The organism is Empedobacter falsenii, from assembly GCF_019308355.1.
In the GTDB taxonomy this organism is placed as follows: Bacteria; Bacteroidota; Bacteroidia; order Flavobacteriales; family Weeksellaceae; genus Empedobacter; species Empedobacter falsenii_B.
Genome location: NZ_JAAGKM010000046.1, coordinates 1 through 18,420, shown reverse-complemented (window position 1 = coordinate 18,420; position 18,420 = coordinate 1). Strand labels below are relative to the sequence as shown.

Sequence of the window (18,420 nt, the reverse complement as noted above, 5' to 3'; positions counted from 1 at the left end):
TTTTGCCTTGATTTTGTTCTGATAAGATCTTGACGATCTGAACTTCTGTAAAATTGCTTTGTTTCATAATTATCCCTAAGTTAATAAACTATATTTTTAAACGTTCCGGTTTTTAGGGAAGATTACAACGCAATTGTTAATGGAAATATTCCTTTAAATAATTCTAATAATTATAGAATCAAATTAAAATATATTGGTGCTGAGTTCTGTTCTATAGATTTATTTTCAAGAGAAGTTGAATTTAAGCTAATTAACTCAAATCCTATTTTACCTTCTGGAAAATTTGCAGAAGTTTGTAATACTGAAATTTTATCAGAAGCTGAAATTTTAACTGCTTTAGGAGTTGACTCAACTATTTATCGTTTAGTGAATATGCCAACAACACCTTATAATTTTATTGGGAATGAAGCTAAGTTTAATGTTCAGATTGAAGATCGTTCTGATGCATCTTGTACAAGTAATATTGTAGAGTTTACAGTTAAGAAAAAAAACAAATGTAGATTTGGATAATTTGACTTTAACTTTTTGCCGAAGTGATTTTTCTTTTTCTGAATTTGAATTAATCATCAATAATGTAAAAAAGAATGATAATTTAGTTACTATAAATTTGGTTTATAATGGTACAAGTTATATTGAATCACAACTTCAAAATTTGTATAATGAGATTTACAACAATAGAACACAAACAAGTTTTAATTTATCAATTACAGGAAATAAAGCTGGTTTTTGTGAATCTACAGCTCCGTTGAAAATTACGTTAAATGATTCTTCTATTCCTACAAAACCTTTTGAAGTTTTATTCAATCCTGTTTGTTTAGGTGTGACACAAAATTATACTTTTGATATAGATGAAATAAAAGAACATATTAAAGATAAATTTGGAATTTCAAACATTACAGATTTTGATATTTTTAATTTAGATGGAACACCATTTTTACCAGTTAATGTTAATGCAAATTCTAATCAAACATTAAGTTTTAAAATAAAAAAAGTTGGTGAAAGCTGTTTTTCAGAAGATATGTATTTAATTGTAAAAACAGTTAATCAACCAAATGTTGTATCTGCAACATTTTCAGGTGTGTTTTGCGAAGGAGAAACATTAACAATTGATGATGATTTATTAAAAAATAATTTCGGACTAAATGTTTTTGATTACAAAATATTTATTGATGGAACAGAATATATTCAAGGAAATTCTATCCAAAGAATATTGAATTTTGGAGGAAATACTTCTTTGAATATTCCAATTGAATTTAAAAATACATTAAGAGAGATTTGTTTAACAGCTGTAGAATTAACGGTCAATAAAAAACAAGATTTAATTGTTGATGTTCCTTCATTAGAAAGTTATACAAAAGCGAATCCAATTGTTTTTTGTGAAGGTGAAAACGATGATGCGAAAACTCAAATTCAAGCAATTTTAGATTACATTCAAACTAATTATTCTTTAACAAGTTCTAAAACAAAAGATCAAATTTTTGATCAATTTAATTCTAATCAAGGTTCAGTAGATGTTGATTTTTATAATTTGGACTATTGTGGTGTGATTACCTTAAAATTAAACTACAAGAAAAATTCTTTACCTAATATCGAGGTTGAAAATCCAGATCCATTGTGTACAGGAGAAAAATATAAGTTAGATTTTACAACTCAAACAGATTACGATAAGTATTATTATGAGGTAGAAAAAGAAGATGGAACTAGAATTTTAGGAACATATATTTTTGAGCTTGATGCAGGTAATTATAAAATTACAATTGAAGATAAATTATCGGGTTGTTCTATTGTTAAAACGTTAGTTGTTTCTCTTTCAGTATTGCCTACAATTGATAAAATTACAATCAACGAAAAAAGTATAATTGTTTCTGCAAAAGGAAATGGAAAGTTAGAATATGCGTTGTTTGATTCTGATGGAAAAGTAATTGTAGATTGGCAAACAAAGAATGAATTAATTATTCCAGATAATATCAAAAATAATAATTTTACAGTAAGAGTAAGATTGAATAATTGTGGAGTTTCGGAGCGTAAAAATGTTATTTACCTTGCTTTACCAAATGTTGTAACTCCAAATAATGATGGTTTTAATGATATTTGGCAACCAATGACAAAAGATGGTAAAGTTACCGATACATCAAATTCGTACAAATTGATTATTTTTGACCGTTACGGAAAACAGATATTGACACAAGAAGGAACAGATATTATAAAATGGGACGGAACGCTAAATGGTAAACCTGTTGCAGATGGGACATATTGGTATTTGTTAGAATTCTCGAAGCAATCAGATGATTTGCAAGTTTTATATTCTGGTAGTATATTAGTTAAACGAAAAATCAATTAATTGATTGAAACATATTTATGAAAAAAATAACACTATTCATATTAACTCTATTCTCACTTTATAAAGTAGAAGCACAACAAGGGTTACCGTTTTATAATCACTATTTGGTGAGTGATAAAATGTTAATTAATCCTTCGTACGCAGGACAAGACCCGAATGTGATTTCTATAACAGGAACGCATCGCAATCAGTGGGACGATTTACCTGAAAGTCCAAGTACACAAACGGTAAGTGCTCACGGAATTATTGTAGATCGTTTGGCGTTGGGAATGCAATTTTTCAACGATAGAAATGGGGCAGTTAAAATGACTGGTTTCGGAATTAATGCAGCATATCACATTCCTATTGATGATAGAAGTTATGATGGAGATGAAATCAATGTTTTCTCTTTCGGTGTTGGTGCCTCTAATGTTTCGCAACGTTTTGATTATTCAAAAATTATCGCAGAAGATCCGAATGACCCTGCTTTACAAGAAGATAAATATTCTACATATTTTGCGAATTTGGGATTATCTTTCAAATATGCTGGTTTCTCCGCTGGAGTGTCGGTTTTGGATATTCCGTTAAGCCAAAATGTGTATTATGTGAACAATGTAGAGCCTTTGCCAACGTGGTATTATTTCAATGTTGGATATAAATGGAACGTTTCCGAAGGAATTGCGTTAGAACCTTCTTTGGTGTATAATTTGAACTCGAATTCGGAGCGTCATTTGGATATAAACTTGATGTCGCATATTGGTTTTGGAGACAATAATCAAGGCGTTGATATTGGAGTAGGGTACAAGCAAGGAATGGATTCTAAAAATAGCAATCCGTTGTTTGTTTCACCAATCCTAAAGTTTAAAGTTGGTTCTTTAAAAGCTGGAATTTCCTACGATATTGGTTTATCAGATTATCAAGTTGATGGTCGCAAGAACGGAATGTTATTTAGTTTAGGTTTCGATTTGCAAAACCCTTGGGGAGCAAGATTTGATTAATATTATGAATAATGAATAAAATTTTACTTTTAGTCCTATTTATTGTTGGTTGTTCATCTTTTAGTTTTTGTAAGTCAAGTCCAGAAACTAATTTTTGGAATTGGTTTAAAAAAAATGAAAAATACATTTATGATAATATAGATAGCAAAGAATTACAATTAGAATTGTATGATAAGATTAGAAATGAATTAGTAAAGGTTGATTCAAATTTAGCTTTTAATTCAAGTCCAATATTAGAAAATGGGAAAAGAGAATTTACGATTTCGGCTGATGGTTTAAAAGAGAGTTTTGTATCAGTTGAAAAACTAGTTAAACAATCTCCGAAATTCAAAAATTGGAATATTATTGCTTTTCGCCAAAGAATTGGTAATGATAATTTAGGGATTCGTTACAATGATTATGAAATATCTTATGATGATTTGTATTATAAATCGTCTATAAATGAAGGTTTATATGGAATAGATTTATACATCAAGAATTTTGATGGTAGTGGACAAATGCAAAATACAATTTATATTTTACTTGATGCTTTGTTAGGAGAATATGACACAACAATGCGTATAGATTGGATTGAATGGTATAGTTTGAATGAAGAAGATCTGTCTAATTTCAAACATATAATAGAATTAAGAAAAGAGATAGATAATAGAAAATAACCAAAAAAACCTTCCATTTCGGAAGGTTTTCTGTTTTTATTGTAAGGGTTGTTCTAGATTATTAATTTGAACTTCACGTTTATAAATATAATAAGGTTGAAGACTTTCGCGTGTTACAATTTTTTGTCCACGTTGCGAACCTGCAAACCTTGTGAAACCAGCTCCAATTCCGAAACCAACTTCATTTTTCAAAATATAAATTTGACGATAAAAAGGATAAACACCATATTTCAAATTCGGAATAGTTGGCAATGCTAAATTTCCTTTATCATCTGCAATTGATAATATTTTTACCTTTTTAAGATATTCTTCAACTTTCGGATTTCCTTTATCACTTAAAATATTCAATCCAATAATTCCGATTGCAGTTTTATCTTTTTGTACAAAATCAATCACTTTTTCTGCATCGCCCATAGCTGTTACTTTTGCGCCATTTTCTACAGATAATTTTAATTTATCATTTATTGTATTGTAATTGGCAGAGTTTGGATGATCGTAAACAAATGTTATTTTCGGATCATTTTTATACAAATTATCCTTAATATCATTCATCGAGATAGAGTTGATTGAATTATCAACAGAGGTAATAAAAACTGTTGCGTCTAATGCAATTACAGAAGAAATATATTTTGTTGTTGTTTTATTGAATAAATGTTGTTGTTGAGCTTTTGTTAAAGGCTTACTTACCATCAAAATAGGAATCTTCCCTTCATAAAAATCTTTGATAGCTTTTTCTTCAATCTCTTCGTTAATCGTAATTTTCACATCTGGATAATCAACCATGTACATATCTGCCAACGACTGCGCTAAATTTTTAAAACTTGGATCTACCGTCATTGCCAAATCTCCGTATTCGTGTAAAGCGCGTTTTACAGCAGTTTTTTGTTCAGCTTTTGTCTGTTTTTCTTTGTCTTTACAACTAAAAGTGGAAAAAATAAGAAAGGCCGAAAGTGAAAGTAAACTAATTTTTTTGATCATTTTTATAAGATTTTATACCGCGATAAACACGAAAAGCGCCATAAACAATAAATAAAATACCCAATAACATCGCTTTTGTTTCATCTAATTTGATGATGAAAAACTGATATTTCCAAGTAAAAATTCCGATCAAAAAATAACCGAAACCAATCAATCCGTAAACAATATTCTTATTCATAATTCGCGACGAAGTTACAATTTTATTGTGTTAAGATTGACTTAAAACTTAAATTTTATACGACAAATATGCATTTAAAGGAACTTTTTCTGAATAGATATTCAATTTCTTAAACAATAGAAACCATCACACTCAAAAAAATGAATGCAATGGTTTCAGAAAGAAAAGTATTATTAATTATTCGTTTGTTTGAAATCTAACAGGAATTGAAAAGATTAAATTTGCATCCGAACCATCTTCTAATTTTGCAGGCGTTATTTTTTTACCTTTTCTTAGAATTTGTTTATTGATACGCTCCAACGCAGATTTAGCTTCTTTGCCTAAATCTTGATTACTTCCACTTAACGGTTTTACTTGTGAAATTTCTCCATTTTTGTTTACAATAAATTGCATTTTTGCAACCGCTGAACCAATATTATTTCGAGAAGCAGTTTCGGCAAAATCACTTAATTCTCCACCTAACTCTTTCGAGATTTTATCACTCATACATTTTGTTAAAGCTGCATTTCCTTTTTTGCTCTCACTTTCACAACCAGGATAAATTGCCATTACTGCAGCATTTTTCGCTGAAATTGCAACATCAGGTTTTTTAGGTTCTGGAGTTTTTGGACCTTCTGGAATGTCCGTATTTTGTTTACCTACTTTATTTCCTTCGTCACTTACTTCTCCACCACCAACTTGTCCATTAGATTTATCACCATTTCTATTAAAAACGCCTAAATCTTTTCCTTTTAGTTCGTCAACAGATTTTATAGTTTCTTCAACTTTTGGACTTTCTGTTGGAGTTGGAATAATATGTTTCGCCTGATCTGTTTTTAATTGAATTGTTTTTTCTTCCATCGGTGGATCTTCTTTTGGAGGAGTTACTTCTTCTATTTTTTTATCAGGAGGAGTCACATTATCTAAAATAACAATTACACCATCATCTTTTTTTGTTATTTCATTATTCATTGTTTTATTATTTGCATAAATAGTTCCACCAGTAATTAATGCAACAATACCAATCCCAACAAAAAGAGATTTCATCAAATCGTGGTTTGCAACTTGTCTTAGTTGGTACGCACCATATTCTTTGTTTCGGTTTTCGAAAAGAATGTCTAAAAAAGCTTTGTTACTCATATCAATATAATTTAAGGTTAATGAATCTTTTTTCTTTATAGATTCATCTTTTTGCAAAAAGGTTGGTTGAGGTTTGAAAAATTTTCGAAAAAAGTTTAATTTTATTGAAAAGTAGATTTTTATGCAGCTACAAATTGATAAAAAATGCAATCAGAATTGGAACGAAATGAAGGATGCGGAGTCACAACAAAAGTTTTGTGATGTTTGTTCTAAATGTGTTCACAATTTGGACCATTATTCGTTCAAAGAATTAAAAACTTTTCTGAATGATAATCCTACCGCTTGTGTAAAAATTAAAACCAGAAATTTAGAACAATTTAATTCATACGAAGCTTCAAAATCTATTTCTAATCAATCCAAAAGATGGTTACAACTTTCTTCTTTAGTTGGATTTTTAAGCTTTTCAACTATCACAAAAGCACAAACAGAAAATGATTCGATTGTAGTGCAAGGAATTATTAATGATGGTAATGGTTTTCCAGAATATGATATTCCAGTAAATCTTAAAAATTCGAAAAATATTGTATATACAAATGAAAATGGTGAGTTTAAAATAAAAGTTCCGATTAATAAAGATTCTTATACTTTAGAATATGATAGTTATGGAATTAAAGAGTTTACTTTTACAAATCCTTCTATTTGTCAGAATATAAAAACTGAAATTGGTGATGTTCTTTTAGGAGAAGTTGTTTATTATAAAAAAACACATTTCTTCAAAAAAGTAGGTCAGACAATTTCTTGGCCATTTCGACAAATTGGGAAGCTTTTTTAGTTGATCCATATGTTTTTCGTCATTCTTGTCAATTAATTCAAATAAACTTCTCGTTACAATTGGTGCATTTCGTTGATTAAGTTTATCTTTGCTCCTTAAATTTTTAAACAAATGCCAAGAATACTTACAGGAGTTCAAGCTACTGGAACTCCGCACTTAGGAAATATTTTAGGAGCAATTTCTCCAGCAATCGAATTAACGGAGAAAGAAGGAAATGACTCTTTCATTTTTATTGCTGATTTACACGCTTTAACGCAAATAAAAGATGCGGAAGTGTTAAAACAAAATACGTACGAAGTGGCTGCAACTTGGCTGGCATTAGGTTTAGATCCTTCGAAAGTAGTTTTTTATCGTCAATCTGATGTGACTGAAACAACAGAATTAACATGGTATTTATTGAACTTCTTTCCATTTCAACGTCTTACTTTAGCGCATTCTTTCAAGGATAAAGCAGATTATTTAGCAGATGTAAATGCAGGATTATTTACGTATCCAATTTTGATGGCTGCGGATATTTTATTGTATGATGCTGAAGTTGTACCTGTTGGGAAAGATCAATTGCAACATTTAGAAATTACACGTAGTGTTGCCGAAAAATTCAATCACCAAATGGGAGAAAATTTTGTTTTACCACAAGCTGCAATCGACGAAAATATTATGTTGATTCCAGGAACTGATGGAAACAAAATGTCTAAATCAAGAAATAATTTCATCAATATTTTCTTACCAGAAAAACAATTGCGCAAGCAAGTAATGTCGATTGAAACGGATTCAACGCCATTAGAAGATCCAAAAAATCCAGATACAGACAATGTTTTTGCTTTATACAAATTATTGGCAACGCCAGAACAAATAGAGGAAATGCGTCAAAATTATTTGAATGGAGGTTACGGATATGGTCATGCAAAACAGGCTTTATACGAATTGATTTTAGAGAAATATGCTGATGCGCGTACTAAGTTTGATGAATTGATGAATGATAAAGTGACTTTGGATGCATTTTTAGAAAATGGAGCATTGAAAGCAAGAGATGTTGCACAAAAAGTATTGAAACGTACACGAAACAAATTGGGATTGAAGTAATTTGATCAAATTGTAAGTTGGCGATAAATAATATAACTTAAGCGATTGTTAATATTTATATCGTTCATTATTTGAAGTCATTTTAAATAAGTATCTTTGCAATATAAAATTAGAATAAAATGATTAAGGTTTCAGAATCAGCAAAAAATAAAATAATTTCACTTTTACAAGAAGAAGGAACTTCTATCGAAGAATCTTTTGTACGTGTAGGAGTAACAAGTGGAGGATGTTCAGGTTTAAACTATAATTTAGAGTTTACAAAAGAACAAAATGCAGATGACAAATTGTTTGACGACAATGGTGTAAGAATTTTGGTTGACAAAAAATCATTTTTATACCTTGTTGGAATGACATTAGAATATTCGGGAGGATTGAATGGAAAAGGTTTCGTATTCAATAATCCAAATGCATCGCGCACGTGCGGTTGTGGAGAAAGTTTTGCTGTTTAAGATGAAAAAAATAGCTTTATTCGTTACGTTTTTGATTGGTTTTGTTGCTTTTGGACAAAATACAATTGTAGAAAAAGATTTGATGGTTTTTCAACCAACCGAATCTTCAAAAAAATTGAATAAAGCTTATTCAGAACAACTATTTTTCGGTTTGTTTAATGTAAAACCTTTTATAAAAGCGTTGGATTTAGACGAATCAAAAATCAAAACAATCACCATTACCAATGCATCAAACAAAAAAGTTGCGTACAAAGCAAATTATGATGTGACAGGAAATCTTCTTGATTTTGAATTGACAGATGAGGTCGCAACACCAACTAAAGTAAGTTATACGTACAAAGATGGTTTAATTTCTGCCGAAACAATAGCAAGAAAAGGAAGTGAAGCAAAAACAAATCAATTCTTTTACGACCAAGAAAATATGTATGTCAAAAACGGAAATAAACTTTTTGATATCATTTGGTTAGAAGGAGATGTGATGTTGAAGAAAACCTATATGGAGCAGAAAATTGGTTTCGAAGACCGATTAATGCATGATTGTAGAATTACAAAATCATTAGGTCAAGACATTAATAAGATTTGTTATAGCAATTCAACATTTAAGGTGCCATTCAAAATAAAAGAATATACGCCAGATGTTGCGCCAAAAACAGAAAGAATTAATTTGGTAGAAGGACCTTGGTCAGAAATTAAATTAATTGCTCAAAATAAATATCAGATTTCGAAAAATAATCAACCACAATTTGAGGTGATTTTAGATCAAAATCAACGATTAAAAGAATTCAAATTTTTAGGAAATAAAGCTGATAAACAGCAACCTTTACAGTTTAATTTTACCTATACATTTTATAAATAATAAGATGAGTAACACAAAATATACAGAAGACGATCTACGTGAAGATCTTGCTAGCCAAAAGCAATATGAGTTTGGTTGGACGACTGAAATGGAATATGAAGAATTCCCAGTTGGATTGAATGAAGATATCGTGCGTGCTATTTCAGCCAAAAAAGAGGAGCCTGAGTGGATGACGGAATGGCGTTTGGAAGCTTACCGCGCTTGGGTTAAAATGGAAGAACCAGAATGGGCAAACGTAACTTACGAAAAGCCAGATTTTCAGGCTATTCAGTATTATGCAGCTCCAAAACCAAAGAAAGAATTAGCAAGTTTAGACGAAGTTGATCCTGAATTATTAAAGACTTTCGAGAAATTAGGAATTTCTTTAGATGAACAAAAACGTTTGTCTGGAGTTGCGATTGATGTGGTTTTTGATTCAGTTTCAGTAAAAACAACTTTCCGCGAAACATTAGCAGAAAAAGGAATTATTTTTATGTCAATTTCGGAAGCAATTAAAGAACATCCAGAATTGGTGAAAAAATACATTGGTAAAGTAGTTCCGCCAACAGATAACTTTTATGCAGCTTTAAACTCGGCAGTTTTCTCGGACGGATCATTCTGTTATATTCCAAAAGGTGTTCGTTGTCCAATGGAATTATCAACGTATTTCCGTATCAACTCTGCAGGAACAGGACAGTTTGAGCGTACTTTATTAATTGCGGACGAAGGTGCTTATGTTTCGTATTTAGAAGGTTGTACAGCGCCAATGCGTGATGAAAACCAATTACACGCTGCTGTGGTTGAGTTAATCATTATGGATGATGCTGAGATCAAATATTCTACTGTACAAAACTGGTATCCTGGTGATGATAAAGGAAAAGGTGGAGTTTTCAACTTTGTAACAAAACGTGCAGTTTGCGAGAAAAATGCAAAAGTATCGTGGACGCAAGTTGAAACAGGTTCTGCGGTAACATGGAAATATCCATCTTGTATCTTAAAAGGAGATAATTCGGTAGGTGAGTTTTACTCAATTGCGGTAACAAATAATTATCAACAAGCGGATACAGGAACAAAAATGATTCACATCGGTAAGAATACAAAATCGACAATTATTTCGAAAGGTATTTCTGCTGGTAAATCTCAAAACTCTTACCGTGGTTTGGTGAAAGTGATGAAAAACGCTGAAGGAGCACGTAACTTCTCTCAATGTGATTCATTGTTGATGGGTAACGAGTGTGGTGCGCATACTTTCCCTTACATCGAAATCGAAAATAAATCGGCTCAATTAGAACACGAAGCAACAACTTCTAAAATTGGTGAAGATCAATTGTTCTATTGTAATCAACGTGGTATCGATACTGAAAAAGCGATTGCATTAATCGTAAACGGATTTAGCCGCGAAGTATTAGACAAATTACCAATGGAGTTTGCCGTTGAAGCGAAAAAATTATTAGAAATCTCATTAGAAGGTTCTGTAGGATAGTTATTAATAATGAGTTGATGTGATAATTTGTTAATGAGTTAATGATGGAAAAAGATAATATCATTTTAAAATTAACTTTAGAATTTTCACTATTAATTATAGAATATTGTGAAGAACTTGAATTGGATAAGAAATTTGTTATTTCAAATCAATTATTAAAATCAGGAACTTCAATAGGAGCAAATATTAGAGAAGCTCAAAACGCTGAAAGCTTGAATGATTTTATTCACAAGTTTAAGATTGCAGCAAAAGAAATTGATGAAACCAAGTATTGGTTAGAATTATGTCAATTATCTAAAAATTATCCAAATACAGAAAGTTTATCTGATAAATTGGTAAACATTTCTAAAATTGTGAATAAAATTATAAGTACATCAAAATCAAGATAATTAAAGAATTATCACATTAACTAATTTACAAATTAGATTATGTTATTAAATATAAAAGACTTACATGCTCGTATCGAAGAGCGCGAAATTTTAAAAGGTTTAAACCTTCAAATTAATCCAGGTGAAGTTCACGCGATTATGGGACCTAATGGTGCAGGAAAATCAACTTTATCTAACGTTATTACAGGTAAAGAAGATTACGAAGTAACCGATGGTGATATCGAGTTTGATAATGAATCAATCTTAGAATTAGCACCAGAAGAAAGAGCACAAAAAGGAATTTTTATGTCTTTCCAATATCCAATCGAAATTCCTGGAGTTTCTGTAACAAACTTCATCAAAACTTCTATCAACGAAACGCGTAAAGCGCAAGGTTTAGAAGAAATGGGAGCTTCTGAAATGTTGAAAGAAATTCGTGCAAAAGCTGAATTATTAGGAATCAAAAAAGATTTCTTATCTCGTTCGCTTAACGAAGGTTTCTCTGGAGGTGAGAAAAAACGTAACGAAATTTTCCAAATGTTAATGTTAAACCCAAAATTAGCCATCTTAGATGAAACTGATTCTGGTTTAGATATTGATGCTTTACGTATTGTTGCGGATGGTGTAAACGAATTCAAAAATGAAAACAATGGAGTGTTAGTAATTACACACTACCAACGTTTATTAGACTATATCGTTCCTGATTTTGTACACGTTTTAGCAGACGGAAAAATCATTAAATCTGGTGGTAAAGAATTAGCTTTAGAATTAGAAGCAAAAGGTTACGACTGGGTAAAAGAAGAAGCAGGAATCTAAACATTTTGTAAAATGTAAAATGTATTAAGTCCAAAGTACTTTTTACTTCTTACATAATACATTAATACAATATCTAAAATGATTGATTTAAAAGAAAATTTAGTTTCTCGTCATTTAGTGTTCAACGAAAAAAACAAAGTGAATAAAGAAATCGAAGGTTTACGTCAAGAAGCCATCGAAATCTTTAATCAAAAAGGTTTTCCGACACGTAAAGACGAAGAATGGAAATATACAAATCTTGCTCCTTTGTTGAAGGTGGATTACAAATTGTTCCCAGAAGACGAAGTTGCAATTGAGTACAAAGACATCAAGAAATATTTGATTAATGATATCGATACGTACACAATCGTATTCATTAATGGAAAATATTCTTCGTTTTTGTCAAATACAACACATGATGAAGCTGATATTTGTGTCTTGTCAAGCGCAATGCATAAAACAACTCATCAAGCTGTAATTGAGAATTATTACGGAAAAATTGCGAAAAAAGGTGAAAGTTTAGTTGCTTTAAATACAGCTTTTGCAAAAGATGGAGCTTACATTTATGTTCCAAATAATGTAATTTTATCTAAGCCAATTCAGATTGTTTATTTCTCAACAGGAGCTTCTCAAGAAGCGATGTATCAACCACGTAATTTGGTTGTAGTTGGAGATAATGCGCAAGTTCAAATTATCGAAAGACATCAAACATTAGACGAAAAAGCAAACTTAACAAATGTTGTTTCGGAGGTGAATGTTGGACGTAATTCTGAGATTCATTGGTACAAATTCCAAAATGATTCTAACGATGCTTCTTTAGTTGATAATACATACATCAATCAAGAAAGAGATTCTCGTGCCAATGTATTTACGTTTGCTTTTGGAGGAAAAATTGTACGTAACAATTTGAATTTCTTCCAAAATGGAGAAAATTGTAACTCTGTAATGGACGGAATTACGGTGATTGATGGAAAACAACATATCGATCATCATACATTTGTGGAGCATAATTTCCCGAATTGTGAGTCGCACGAATTGTACAAAGGAATTTATGATGAGAAAGCGCAAGGAGTTTTCAATGGTAAAATCTATGTTCACAAAGAAGCGCAAAAATTGAATGCATTCCAACAAAATAATAATGTTTTATTATCTGATGGAGCTTCAATTAATACAAAACCTCAATTAGAGATTTTTGCTGATGATGTAAAATGTTCGCACGGATGTACAGTTGGACAATTAGAAGAAGAATCTTTGTTCTATATGCAACAACGTGGTATTCCAAAGAAAGAAGCGAAAGCAATGTTATTGTATGCCTTTGCTGCAGACGCTTTGCGACATGTACAAATTCCACAAATCTCAAATCGAGTTAACTCTATAATTGCAAAAAAATTAGGAGTTAGTTTAGATTTCGAATTATAAAATATAGTTCTGAGTTATACGTAATAAGTTTTAAGTTGAACTTATTTTGAAATATAAAGTAAGTATTTGAAACTATTTTGAATACTTACTTTTTTATTACACATCACTCATAACTCATTACTCAAAACTTAAAAAAATGTCAATAGATATTCAACAAATAAGAAGTCAATTTCCAATTTTAAATAGAGAAGTCAACGGAAAACCATTGGTTTATTTAGATAATGGTGCAACTTCTCAAAAACCGAAAGTTGTTTTAGATGTTTTGGACGAATATTACGAAAAGTACAATGCAAATGTACATCGTGGAATTCATACATTAAGTCAAGAAGCAACAGATTTGATGGAAGAATCGCGTCGTAAGATTCAGAAATTTATCAATGCGAAACACGATTACGAAATTATTTTTACGCGTGGAACGACGGAAGGAATTAATTTAGTTTCTAATTCACTTCGTAATGTTTTATCAGCCGATGATGAAATTATTATTACCGAAATCGAGCATCATTCTAATATCGTTCCTTGGCAATTGTTGTGTCAGCGAACTGGTGCTAAACTAAAATATATTCCGTTAACTGCAGAAGGTATTTTGGATATTGAGAAGTTGGATGATTTATTGACAGATAAAACCAAATTAGTTTGTGTTAATCAAGTTTCAAATGCATTAGGTGTTGTAAATCCGATCAAAACAATTATCGAAAAAGCGCATGCAAAAGGTGCTTGGGTTTTGATTGATGCGGCACAATCTGCTCCACATACTGCAATTGATGTTCAAGCAATGGATTGTGATTTCTTGGTTTTTTCTGGTCATAAAATGTACGGTCCAACTGGAATCGGTATTTTGTATGGAAAAGAAGATATTTTGAATGAATTACCACCTTTCCACGGAGGAGGAGAGATGATAAAAGATGTAACAATGGAGGTTTCAACATACGCTTGTTTACCTTTCAAATTCGAAGCTGGTACACCAGATATTGCAGGAATTATCGGACTTGGAGCTGCGGTAGATTTTATCAATTCTATTGGAATGCAAACGATTCACGATTACGAAAAAGAATTGGTAGATTATACAATTCAACGTCTATCAGAATTTGATGAAGTGGAGATTTATGCAAAAGATGCAGAACATTCTGGCGCAGTTTCTTTCAACTTAAAATTTGACGGCGTTCATTCATCTGATGTCGGAATGATTTTGGATAAAAAAGGAATTGCTGTTCGTACTGGTCATCATTGTGCACAACCAATTATGCAGCATTTCAATATTCCGGGAACGGTACGAGCTTCATTCGCTGTTTATAATACAAAAGAAGAAATAGATACATTTATTGAAGGTCTAAAAACCGCGATTCGAATGTTAGGATAATTCATATTCCAAATTTATTTTGGAATCTTATAAAATAATAAAAGGGAAACATCACTGTTTCCCTTTTATTTTAAACGCTAAAGAAGTACAATTTCATCAATTATAATTTCTGTAATCGTTTTTTGTTGACCATCTTTATCTTGATAATCTCGGTAAGTCAATTTGCCTTCTATAGCAAGTTGCTTCCCTTTTTCTACATGTTTTTCGATCACATTTACAATTGGTCCGTAAGCAACTAAATTGTGCCACGTCGTTTGCTGAACTTTCTCACCTTTGCTATTTGTGTAGCTTTCGTTCGTTGCTAGACTAAATTTTGTAAACTTCTTTTCGTTTTCTAATGTTTTAACATCAGGATTGCTACCAACATTCCCAATTAGCTGAACTTTGTTTCTTAATGTACTCATGGCGATAAATAATTTAAAATTAATGTATGACCAAATTTAAGAAAATATTTTTAAAACATTCGTTTTTAAGCGTTTAACTTTTATAAAACATGTTCTTTATATAATTGATCCAAGGTTTTATCAAGGTTTGTTGTTTTACCAGGATGCGGACGAGAACTTTGGATAGACGAACTTCTGACAGCTGTTAACCAACGAAAACGTTCAGGGGTTTCGAAATTAGATACAGCAGATTCGGGATGAATTCCTTCGGCAATTTTAGACAAAGCATTCAAATTACTGTCAATAAAATCAAGATCTAATTCGTGGCAAAAAGCATTGATTCTACTATCATTAATAAAATATTTTACTTTCAAATAATCTTCTTTTTTCGAAAATAAAATTACTCCAACATTGATAAACTCTTCGCGTTCAACTTTAGGAACCAAACGAAGAATTGCATACTCATATAAGATTTTTTCTGGCATTATTCGCTTCGTTTATAAAAAGTTCGGAATGTTGTAATCGTGTTTTGATAAATGTTTTGTAAACCGTTCTCATTTCTTCGTGAGTAGCATGTGTAACTTCTGTTTCTAACCATTCATCAGGAATCAAATCGACAATTTTATCAATGATTTCATCATTCAAAATCGCTTTAAATTCTGTATCAACTTCTTCAAGTTTTGTAGCATTTTTCAATAGAACATGGTCTTTAATTGGCGTAAAGGGTGCAAGAGCTGCTTTTTCCCAATTGTCCCACGAATGATGAAAATAATAGGAAGCACCATGATCAATCAACCACAATTCTTTGTGCCACATTAACATATTTGTATTGCGAAAAGTACGATCAACATTCGTCAAAAAAGCATCTAACCAAACAATTTGAGAAGATAATTTATCATCAATTTTCATTACAGCAGGATCATAATTGATTGCACCAGATAAATAATGCAAAGCCAAATTAGTTCCTTCGCTAAATTTTAACAAATCCTGAATTTCTTCATCAGCTTCGGATTGACCAAAATATTCGTCCAAATTTGCAAAAACTAATTCAGGAACTTTAAATCCTAAAACACGTGCAATTTCTCCTCCTAACAATTCGGAAATCAACATGCGAGGACCATGACCAGCACCTTTAAATTTTAAAACATATTTAAAACCGTCATCTGCATCAGCTAGTGCAGGCAAAGAACCTCCTTCGCGTAAAGGTTGCAAATAGCGTTCAACGGTAACTGTTCTTAACTCAATCTCATTCATTTTCTAAAATTACGATGAAAAATTTAAAATAATTTTCACATTTATAATTTTTAAATATCACTAAACTTATAGACTTTTGAATGTTAAAATTTTTTAAAACAAAAGATAGTTGAGTAAACTTGTCAAAATAGGAAGATTTGTAATGCGTAAAAGTATGTTTGTCGTTGGATTAATAGCGGTTTTTACTTTGATCGTTGCATTGATTATTCAAGTTTTTACTTCGTATTACATTTACAATTATCAAGGAAATATTCCGTCAAATTATCGTGTGGCAGTTGTTTTTGGTGCAAAAGTGCAAGCTAATGGACAACCAACGCGTTTTCTAAAAGATCGTTTGGATGCTGCAATTCGACTTTATAAGGAAGATCAAGTGGATGTGATTTTACTTTCTGGAGAAAAACTTCACGAAAATTTTAATGAAATTGATGTGATGGAAAAATACTTGTTGGATAGAGGTGTCAAAATTGAAGATACTTATCTAGATGGAGCAGGTTTGGATACATATAGCACAATCTACAGAACCAAAAATATTTATCAATTTGATAAAGTGATTTTAATTTCTCAATCTTATCATCTCAAAAGAGCGCTTTTCTTAGGAAAAGTTTTCGGATTGGATTGTATTGGATATAATGCGGATAGCGGACCTTATAAAACGGAAGGTAAACAGAGTTTTAGAGAAATTTTAGCGAATATAAAAGCTTTGTTGGATATTGGTAATGAAAGAGCGCCAGAAGTGATTATAGCGCCTAAAAAATAAAAAAAACTCCGCTCAAAATTTTGAGCGGAGTTTTTAGTTTAATATTCTGTTAAAGTAACAATATCAGTTGTAAAAGATGTTAATTTATCTTTACCATGTAGGAAAGTTAAATCAACAATAAAAGAAAACTGTGTTGTTTTTCCACCACATTTTTCTACCAATTTAGCACAAGCTTCGGCAGTTCCACCAGTTGCTAAAACATCGTCGTGAATTAGAACTCGCGCACCATCTTTGATGTAATTCGAATTTACTTCGATAGTTGCTTGTCCATATTCCAAATCATAAGATTGACTAATTGTTGGAGGAGGTAATTTACCAGCTTTACGAATTAATACAAAAGGAACTTTTAATTTTTGTGCAATCTGAATTCCGTACAAAAATCCACGGCTTTCAATTCCACAAACAATATCCACTTTACCTTTTGCTTTTTCTACAAAAGCGTCTACAATTTCATTCGAAAGTTCAGAATTTAAGAACAATGGAGTAATGTCTTTGTAGACAATTCCTTCTTTTGGAAAATCGATAACGTCTACAATCGTTTGATTGATTTTTTCTTGAAGTGTTGACATTCGTTTTTAATCATGTTTTGTTAAGGAACAAATTTAATGAGAAATCATTTGCAAGAATTTGTTTTAACGAATAATTAATGATTCTAAATAATATTATAAACCTAAACTTGTCCAAATACGTTCTGGAATACGAACAGGACGACGAGTTTCGGCATCAATACAACATAAAATAGTGTATCCTTGATTAATTATTTTTCCCACTTCATTATATATATTGTAATCAAATCGAATGCGAACACCTTTGTCACGCTCATGAACTGTTGTTTCAATTTCGATTAATTCATCGTACAAAGCGCTACCAATATATTTTGTATGCATTTCAATAATTGGCATCTGAATTCCCATTGCTTCCAATTCAGCATAAGGAAAACCACGTTTGCGCATCAATTCTACACGACCAATTTCATAAAACTCAGGATAATTTCCATAATAAACCACTTTCATTTGATCGGTGTGTTTATATAGAATACGAGTTTTGGTGCGAAAAACATTTAATTGTTCGGTTTCTTCTATCTTCTCTGTAATCTTCCCTAAAAAACGGAACGTTTAAAAATATAGTTTATTAACTTAGGGATAATTATGAAACAAAGCAATTTTACAGAAGTTCAGATCGTCAAGATCTTATCAAAACAAAATCAAGGCAA

22 protein-coding genes are annotated in these 18,420 nt (G+C 31.1%); 14 read left to right on the top strand and 8 right to left on the bottom strand.

The genetic code is table 11. The annotated features are described in order from the left end of the window. The first annotated feature begins 366 nt into the window (after positions 1-366). From G0Q09_RS13095 to G0Q09_RS13080, 4 genes are read left to right on the top strand one after another with little or no spacing between them, the layout of a single operon-like run. The gene (locus G0Q09_RS13095) at positions 367-510 is read left to right on the top strand and encodes a hypothetical protein (protein ID WP_219035209.1); all 144 of its coding nucleotides are present in this window, start codon (positions 367-369) and stop codon (positions 508-510) included. Next, positions 503-2,341: a T9SS type B sorting domain-containing protein gene (locus G0Q09_RS13090; RefSeq protein ID WP_219035208.1), complete on the top strand. Its 1,839-nt coding sequence runs from the start codon at positions 503-505 to the stop codon at positions 2,339-2,341. Before G0Q09_RS13095 ends, G0Q09_RS13090 begins: the two co-directional genes overlap by 8 nt. A 17-nt stretch (positions 2,342-2,358) precedes the next feature. Then, complete coding sequence (locus tag G0Q09_RS13085) at positions 2,359-3,318, top strand: PorP/SprF family type IX secretion system membrane protein (protein ID WP_219035207.1); 960 nt, start codon at positions 2,359-2,361, stop codon at positions 3,316-3,318. A gap of 11 nt (positions 3,319-3,329) precedes the next feature. Then, a complete protein-coding gene (locus G0Q09_RS13080) occupies positions 3,330-3,974 on the top strand; it encodes a hypothetical protein (RefSeq protein WP_219035206.1) in 645 nt (214 codons plus the stop codon). A 36-nt stretch (positions 3,975-4,010) separates the two neighbouring features. Here G0Q09_RS13080 and G0Q09_RS13075 read toward each other — a convergent pair whose 3' ends face one another. From G0Q09_RS13075 to G0Q09_RS13065, 3 genes are all read right to left on the bottom strand, one after another. Next, a complete protein-coding gene (locus G0Q09_RS13075; RefSeq protein ID WP_219035205.1) occupies positions 4,011-4,952 on the bottom strand; it encodes a PstS family phosphate ABC transporter substrate-binding protein in 942 nt (313 codons plus the stop codon). Beyond that, complete coding sequence (locus G0Q09_RS13070; RefSeq protein ID WP_219035204.1) at positions 4,936-5,130, bottom strand: C4-dicarboxylate ABC transporter; 195 nt, start codon at positions 5,128-5,130, stop codon at positions 4,936-4,938. The genes G0Q09_RS13075 and G0Q09_RS13070 overlap by 17 nt, the downstream gene beginning before the upstream one ends. A gap of 177 nt (positions 5,131-5,307) precedes the next feature. Further along, on the bottom strand, positions 5,308-6,249 hold the full coding sequence (locus G0Q09_RS13065) for an energy transducer TonB (protein WP_219035203.1): 942 nt from the start codon (positions 6,247-6,249) through the stop codon (positions 5,308-5,310). A gap of 121 nt (positions 6,250-6,370) precedes the next feature. On the opposite strand from G0Q09_RS13065, the gene G0Q09_RS13060 reads away from it, so the two are divergent. The 9 genes from G0Q09_RS13060 (at position 6,371) to G0Q09_RS13020 (ending at position 14,813) form a co-directional block, all read left to right on the top strand. Further along, positions 6,371-7,021 carry a hypothetical protein gene (locus G0Q09_RS13060; RefSeq protein WP_219035202.1) on the top strand — a complete coding sequence of 217 codons (651 nt, stop codon included), beginning with the start codon at positions 6,371-6,373 and terminating at the stop codon, positions 7,019-7,021. A gap of 111 nt (positions 7,022-7,132) precedes the next feature. Next, complete coding sequence (gene trpS, locus G0Q09_RS13055; RefSeq protein ID WP_114999852.1) at positions 7,133-8,104, top strand: tryptophan--tRNA ligase; 972 nt, start codon at positions 7,133-7,135, stop codon at positions 8,102-8,104. 119 nt (positions 8,105-8,223) lie between these two features. Then, a complete protein-coding gene (locus G0Q09_RS13050; protein ID WP_125349067.1) occupies positions 8,224-8,553 on the top strand; it encodes a HesB/IscA family protein in 330 nt (109 codons plus the stop codon). Position 8,554: 1 nt separating this feature from the next. Then, entirely contained in the window at positions 8,555-9,409 is an 855-nt protein-coding gene (locus tag G0Q09_RS13045) for a hypothetical protein (protein WP_219035201.1), read from the top strand. 4 nt (positions 9,410-9,413) lie between these two features. Next, positions 9,414-10,871, top strand: coding sequence for a Fe-S cluster assembly protein SufB (sufB, locus tag G0Q09_RS13040; protein WP_114999857.1), 1,458 nt, complete (start codon positions 9,414-9,416; stop codon positions 10,869-10,871). 44 nt (positions 10,872-10,915) lie between these two features. After that, on the top strand, positions 10,916-11,260 hold the full coding sequence (locus G0Q09_RS13035; protein WP_219035200.1) for a four helix bundle protein: 345 nt from the start codon (positions 10,916-10,918) through the stop codon (positions 11,258-11,260). 39 nt (positions 11,261-11,299) lie between these two features. Then, the gene (gene sufC, locus G0Q09_RS13030) at positions 11,300-12,055 is read left to right on the top strand and encodes a Fe-S cluster assembly ATPase SufC (RefSeq protein WP_219035199.1); all 756 of its coding nucleotides are present in this window, start codon (positions 11,300-11,302) and stop codon (positions 12,053-12,055) included. Positions 12,056-12,133: 78 nt separating this feature from the next. Then, a complete protein-coding gene (gene sufD / locus G0Q09_RS13025) occupies positions 12,134-13,453 on the top strand; it encodes a Fe-S cluster assembly protein SufD (protein ID WP_219035198.1) in 1,320 nt (439 codons plus the stop codon). A 136-nt stretch (positions 13,454-13,589) separates the two neighbouring features. Then, on the top strand, positions 13,590-14,813 hold the full coding sequence (locus tag G0Q09_RS13020) for an aminotransferase class V-fold PLP-dependent enzyme (RefSeq protein ID WP_257468255.1): 1,224 nt from the start codon (positions 13,590-13,592) through the stop codon (positions 14,811-14,813). A 77-nt stretch (positions 14,814-14,890) separates the two neighbouring features. On the opposite strand, the gene G0Q09_RS13015 is transcribed toward G0Q09_RS13020, so the two are convergent. From G0Q09_RS13015 to G0Q09_RS13005, 3 genes are all read right to left on the bottom strand, one after another. Then, entirely contained in the window at positions 14,891-15,217 is a 327-nt protein-coding gene (locus tag G0Q09_RS13015) for a single-stranded DNA-binding protein (RefSeq protein ID WP_125349072.1), read from the bottom strand. An 80-nt stretch (positions 15,218-15,297) separates the two neighbouring features. Beyond that, positions 15,298-15,681, bottom strand: a complete 384-nt coding sequence (locus G0Q09_RS13010) for a DUF3037 domain-containing protein (protein WP_125349073.1) — start codon at positions 15,679-15,681, stop codon at positions 15,298-15,300. Continuing rightward, entirely contained in the window at positions 15,659-16,450 is a 792-nt protein-coding gene (locus tag G0Q09_RS13005; RefSeq protein ID WP_219035197.1) for a HipA family kinase, read from the bottom strand. The genes G0Q09_RS13010 and G0Q09_RS13005 overlap by 23 nt, the downstream gene beginning before the upstream one ends. A gap of 109 nt (positions 16,451-16,559) precedes the next feature. On the opposite strand from G0Q09_RS13005, the gene G0Q09_RS13000 reads away from it, so the two are divergent. Further along, positions 16,560-17,207: a SanA/YdcF family protein gene (locus G0Q09_RS13000; RefSeq protein WP_219035196.1), complete on the top strand. Its 648-nt coding sequence runs from the start codon at positions 16,560-16,562 to the stop codon at positions 17,205-17,207. Positions 17,208-17,245: 38 nt separating this feature from the next. On the opposite strand, the gene G0Q09_RS12995 is transcribed toward G0Q09_RS13000, so the two are convergent. Beyond that, positions 17,246-17,776 carry an adenine phosphoribosyltransferase gene (locus G0Q09_RS12995; protein WP_219035195.1) on the bottom strand — a complete coding sequence of 177 codons (531 nt, stop codon included), beginning with the start codon at positions 17,774-17,776 and terminating at the stop codon, positions 17,246-17,248. Between the two features lie 93 nt (positions 17,777-17,869). Beyond that, the gene (locus G0Q09_RS12990) at positions 17,870-18,244 is read right to left on the bottom strand and encodes an acyl-CoA thioesterase (RefSeq protein WP_371875741.1); all 375 of its coding nucleotides are present in this window, start codon (positions 18,242-18,244) and stop codon (positions 17,870-17,872) included. Positions 18,245-18,420 lie beyond the last annotated feature (176 nt).